Source organism: Sodalis-like endosymbiont of Proechinophthirus fluctus (assembly GCF_001602625.1).
GTDB lineage: Bacteria > Pseudomonadota > Gammaproteobacteria > Enterobacterales > Enterobacteriaceae.
Window position 1 is genome coordinate 10,609 of record NZ_LECR01000046.1, and the last position, 4,045, is coordinate 14,653.

General features: G+C 53.0%; 5 protein-coding genes and 3 pseudogenes. 5 read left to right on the forward strand and 3 right to left on the reverse strand.

Annotated features, from left to right (window positions below; all coding sequences use genetic code 11):
* From BG74_RS13265 to rhaM, 5 genes and pseudogenes are all read left to right on the forward strand, one after another.
* Positions 1-215: hypothetical protein (locus tag BG74_RS13265; protein ID WP_439895667.1), on the forward strand; the 215-nt coding region annotated here is incomplete at its 5' end.
* Between the two features lie 394 nt (positions 216-609).
* Positions 610-1,104: pseudogene (locus tag BG74_RS10840) on the forward strand (L-rhamnose/proton symporter RhaT); the annotation flags it as partial.
* Between the two features lie 411 nt (positions 1,105-1,515).
* Positions 1,516-1,851 carry a hypothetical protein gene (locus tag BG74_RS14875; RefSeq protein WP_244267319.1) on the forward strand — a complete coding sequence of 112 codons (336 nt, stop codon included), beginning with the start codon at positions 1,516-1,518 and terminating at the stop codon, positions 1,849-1,851.
* A gap of 114 nt (positions 1,852-1,965) precedes the next feature.
* Positions 1,966-2,091, forward strand: coding sequence for a hypothetical protein (locus tag BG74_RS18905; protein WP_256364220.1), 126 nt, complete (start codon positions 1,966-1,968; stop codon positions 2,089-2,091).
* Positions 2,092-2,143: 52 nt separating this feature from the next.
* Positions 2,144-2,427: pseudogene (gene rhaM, locus BG74_RS10845) on the forward strand (L-rhamnose mutarotase).
* Positions 2,428-2,595: 168 nt separating this feature from the next.
* On the opposite strand, the gene ruvX reads toward rhaM, so the two are convergent.
* The 3 genes and pseudogenes from ruvX to BG74_RS16920 all read right to left on the reverse strand — a co-directional run.
* Complete coding sequence (gene ruvX / locus BG74_RS05265; RefSeq protein WP_066597103.1) at positions 2,596-3,021, reverse strand: Holliday junction resolvase RuvX; 426 nt, start codon at positions 3,019-3,021, stop codon at positions 2,596-2,598.
* A pseudogene (locus BG74_RS05270) lies at positions 3,021-3,563 on the reverse strand (YqgE/AlgH family protein). Before BG74_RS05270 ends, ruvX begins: the two are co-directional and overlap by 1 nt.
* 93 nt (positions 3,564-3,656) lie before the next feature.
* Positions 3,657-4,045 (reverse strand): ATP-grasp domain-containing protein (locus BG74_RS16920; protein ID WP_501037415.1); only part of this gene is annotated, 389 nt, incomplete at its 5' end.

Here is a 4,045-nt window from a genome sequence, read left to right on the forward strand (position 1 = left end):
GCGGTCAGGGTGACACGACCCTGACGATAACCGGCGGCCAGCGGGTGCGTGCCCACTTCTTTTTGCAGTATGGCTGGCTTGTAATCCTGCTTATTATTTGCCCGCCCGCTGCGCATGGCGGAGCTGGGGCTGCTGGCGCAGTCGTGGGGCTGGTGCTGGTGACCGATCTGGCGGCCAGAGGGAAATCGAATTCGCTCGTGACGATGGTCAATTAGCTTAACTACAGCCGGGCGCTGCACATCTTACCCTCGAGGATCCTATTGAACATCTGCATGCTTCAAGGTATTATCTTGACCAGCGGGAAATAAGGTACCACTGAGGCGAGATCCTGCTCGACGAGTTGCAAGATTGCGCCACTATATTGCCCTTGCCCTTGCCCTTGCCCTTGCCCTTGCCCTTGCCCTAGCGCTTACTGCCGTGGAAACTGGTCATCTTCTGCTGTGTGCGCTGCAGCACACCCGTAGCGCCAGCCAGGTGGTCGATAGTCTGGTAGATGCCTTCTCGCCGCGCAACAAAATTTCCACGCGCGCTGCTCTGCTCGCCGGGCAGCCTACTGGGATGATGGCTGCAGCAATCATCGGTCAGAAATCCCGCGGGCGGATGAGTCTTTGTTCTTTCGCCCTTGCGGGTATGTCATTTGCTATAGGTACGGCGGTACTGATGTATGAAGCGGCAAAAAATACCGGAATAAGGCCGTCTTTACGTTACGCTGCCTAGCTATATGATAATTATCGGCAGCGGCGCTATTTTCTCTGGGCTACTGCTTTATCCGGCTCGCTACGCGCCCGGAGGATATCCCTGAAGACTGATCTCTCAGTCGAGAAATTGCTACTGATAGCCAATATGCTATTTTCTATTCTCGCCGGCGTCAGATGGTATCTGAAATTCTTTTTCTACGCCTGTGGCTATGCCAATATTCCTTCCCAGTACGTGTTCGTTAGCTGGATGCTGCAATGAGTAACTATGTAATGTGTGGCAGCATCGTCAGGGGCTAGTGCTGAAAGAGAGGCTTGGCATTGAAAAAACCACCCCGTAAGCTGGTTATGTATCATGCTGGTGATTATCTTGGCCGCTAATATCGTAGGTTTAGGTATAGTCTCCTGAGTTTCATGTGGTAAACGGCGGTCGCCTGACGTTATCGTGGACCGACCTGTGTGAGCTCGCAATATACGTGGCTTTTTGGTGTGGTCAACCTTCAGCTAGGGCTGAGGACCTTCTGAAAGCACTGGCGGTATTGGCGCGGTTATAAGCCGTAAGCCCGTAAGTAAGCCCGTAAGCCTGGTTGAACACTATTGAAAAGTAGTTGCTGTCGTCGAAGCTGCACAGCGGGCGATATTGCCTATCGCCTGCTGACCATGGAACAGTAGGATTATCGCCTTGCACAGGTGGTAACTGACGCAAGTAATGATAAATACCCCATACTGGTATGGTTTTTGAACATCACCTGCAATGTGTGAGCATTAAAGCCGTGCTGGCCGAAAAAATCATCCAGGCAGACAGAAGGGCGCGATTATATTGATGCGCAGCTCTATCAGCAGCAGATCTAACTGTTCGGCGTCGGAAATAAATAGGTTGTTCGGGCGTGACGGGAAACGCTTGGTCCTCAACGCCAACTGCAAAGACAAGGTTTCACTCAGCAGCAGTGATATCGCATCGGATTTCATGCACCGCCACGCCACTAATCTCATCGCCTTAAGCTATGTGCTGGAGCTGGATACCGCCCGCTTTACGCGCGAGCTGCGGGAAGGCAGCACCGAGTATCTGGTTGTATTCTCCAGCGGGATAGGTATCATTCCCTGGATAGTCCTCAGTAAGACAGTATTTAGAGCCGCCGTTATCTCAGAAAAATAAACGCACATTCGCTGGTGATCTGACCTTTTCACGGTATTTTCGACAGCGGTCTCATCGCTGGATGACGCTTTTGACCTGATCGATACCGTTCGATACCGTGAAAAATCCGTCGAGGTGATAGTGGAAAGTCTGCTCGATGAGGGCAGAATGCAGACCATCAATCATGATGAACTCGTCGTGCTCGGCGAGAGTTTCGGCGTGACGCCGATGGCAGTGGTGCTGTACGTTGAGTCGCGTTGAACGGGGAAATGTGATGATAAGAAAAGCGTCTGTTATGTAGGTTAATCTTGAGGTGCATCAAGAGTATGAAAGCAGGCACAATCCGATCTAGCCTGAGCTAGCACAGACGCTTAAGCAGCACGGCATCTATCACTACAGTATCTTTCTTGATGAACAGCGCCATCTGCTGTTCACCTATATGGATGGAGATGGAATCCGGAGTGCATTGTAATGCGGTGGCGAAGACGGAAGTGTGCCAGCTCTGGTGGTGCTAGCTATATAACTGACGTCATGCTAGCCAACGCTAATAACAGCCAACTAAGCGTAACCTTGCGGTTGGTGTATTATCTGGAGTAGGTCGGGCCACGTGGCAACTGTAAGCAAAAGAGACGCGCTGTTGCCACTAGTTATGATACCACCACTGCTGCCGGACAAGGACAGCTTTCTGCGAGCTCTGGCAGTTCAGCCGTGCGGCATGCGTGTCTCCTCTGCCGGCCATGACGCTAAAGGTGGAACTACGATAGATTACTCGGAGAATTGTTCGAGCCAACTTTCTAAAATGATAACCGCTGACCAAGCGTCCACGTTGCCTTTCTCCAGCGCGCGATAGCCACCACGCTCAAACAGATCCGCGCGGGCTTCGACAGTGCTAAGGCATTCATCGTGCAGCACTATCTGAACGCCAAAGCGGCCGTGCAGCCGATTGGCGAACTTGCGCGCCCGGGTCGTCAGGGGCTGTTCGCTGCCGTCTATATCTAGCGGTAACCCCACCACCACCGTGTCTGGCCGCCACTCGTTGAGCGATTTTTCGATCTGCTGCCAGTCAGGCACGCCGTCGCGGGCCTTGAACGCCGTCAGCGGTCGAGCGGTACAGGTTACCTGCTGACCAATGGCCACGCCGATGCTCCGCGTACCAAAATCGAACGCTATGATGCTGCCGGAGGCAGCCATCAGGTATCACAACTCGCCTGGTTAGCGATATCGATGACCAGGGGTTTGGCTGCTTCGCGCCAGCGGGCGGCGAAGGGGGTATGGAACAGAATTTCGCTGTCGGTAGGGGTGGTAAGCCAGGCGTTTTCCAGCAGCTCGTGCTCCATTTAGCCCCGCTTCCAGTCGTAGTAGCCGAGCTCGACCAGCGCATCATCAGGCTGATCGGCGGTGCTGAGCATCTCCAGCGCATCCTTGGAGGTGGTTATCATCGTTTCGATGCTGGAAAAACCTTCGCACGGTGTATGTAGGATAAAGCCGTGGTCGTCCGCCAGCAGGCCGCCTGCAAACACCGATTTGTCCAGACGAATAGCCGGATCGTGGTCGGCTGGCATGATTTTAAGCTTATGCGGCGCGTTTTCAATGATGAACCGCCCGATGGGCTTGTTGATGACGATACCCATGGCGCTATCACTGTTATGCTCGCAGATGTACACCACCGAATGCTTGAACAGCAGATCAAGTAGTGAGAGCATGGCGATAAGAAAATGGTGCTGTAAGTTCATTCTTTAAATAAGAAAAACATCAGTAAGTTTAAAAAATATACGGCGTCTAGCATGCTGGGCAAAATGGTGATAAGTCACTGGCCGCAAGCGAAATCAGATTACGGCCACATCACATACATCAGCTTTGTTGCGCCCCCCCGCCAAGCGTTTTTCAATTGCGTCCATCAACATACTGGTGATGGAAATAGGGAAAGCCGCTTCTATTTCCCGTATGCATGTGGGACTAGTAACATTAATCTCCGTCAGGCGGTCACCAATGATATCCAGACCAACGAAAATCAGTCCTTTTTTTTTCAGCACCGGCGCCACATCGCGGGCGATTTTCCAGTCGCTGTCGCTGAGTGGGCGGGCCTCGCCATGGCCGCCAGCAGCCAGATTGCCGCGGGCTTCGCCGCTTTTGGGAATACGCGCCAGGCAATAGGGAACAGGCTCGCCGTCCACCACCAGCACCCGTTTATCGCCGTCTTTGATGGCTGGCAGAT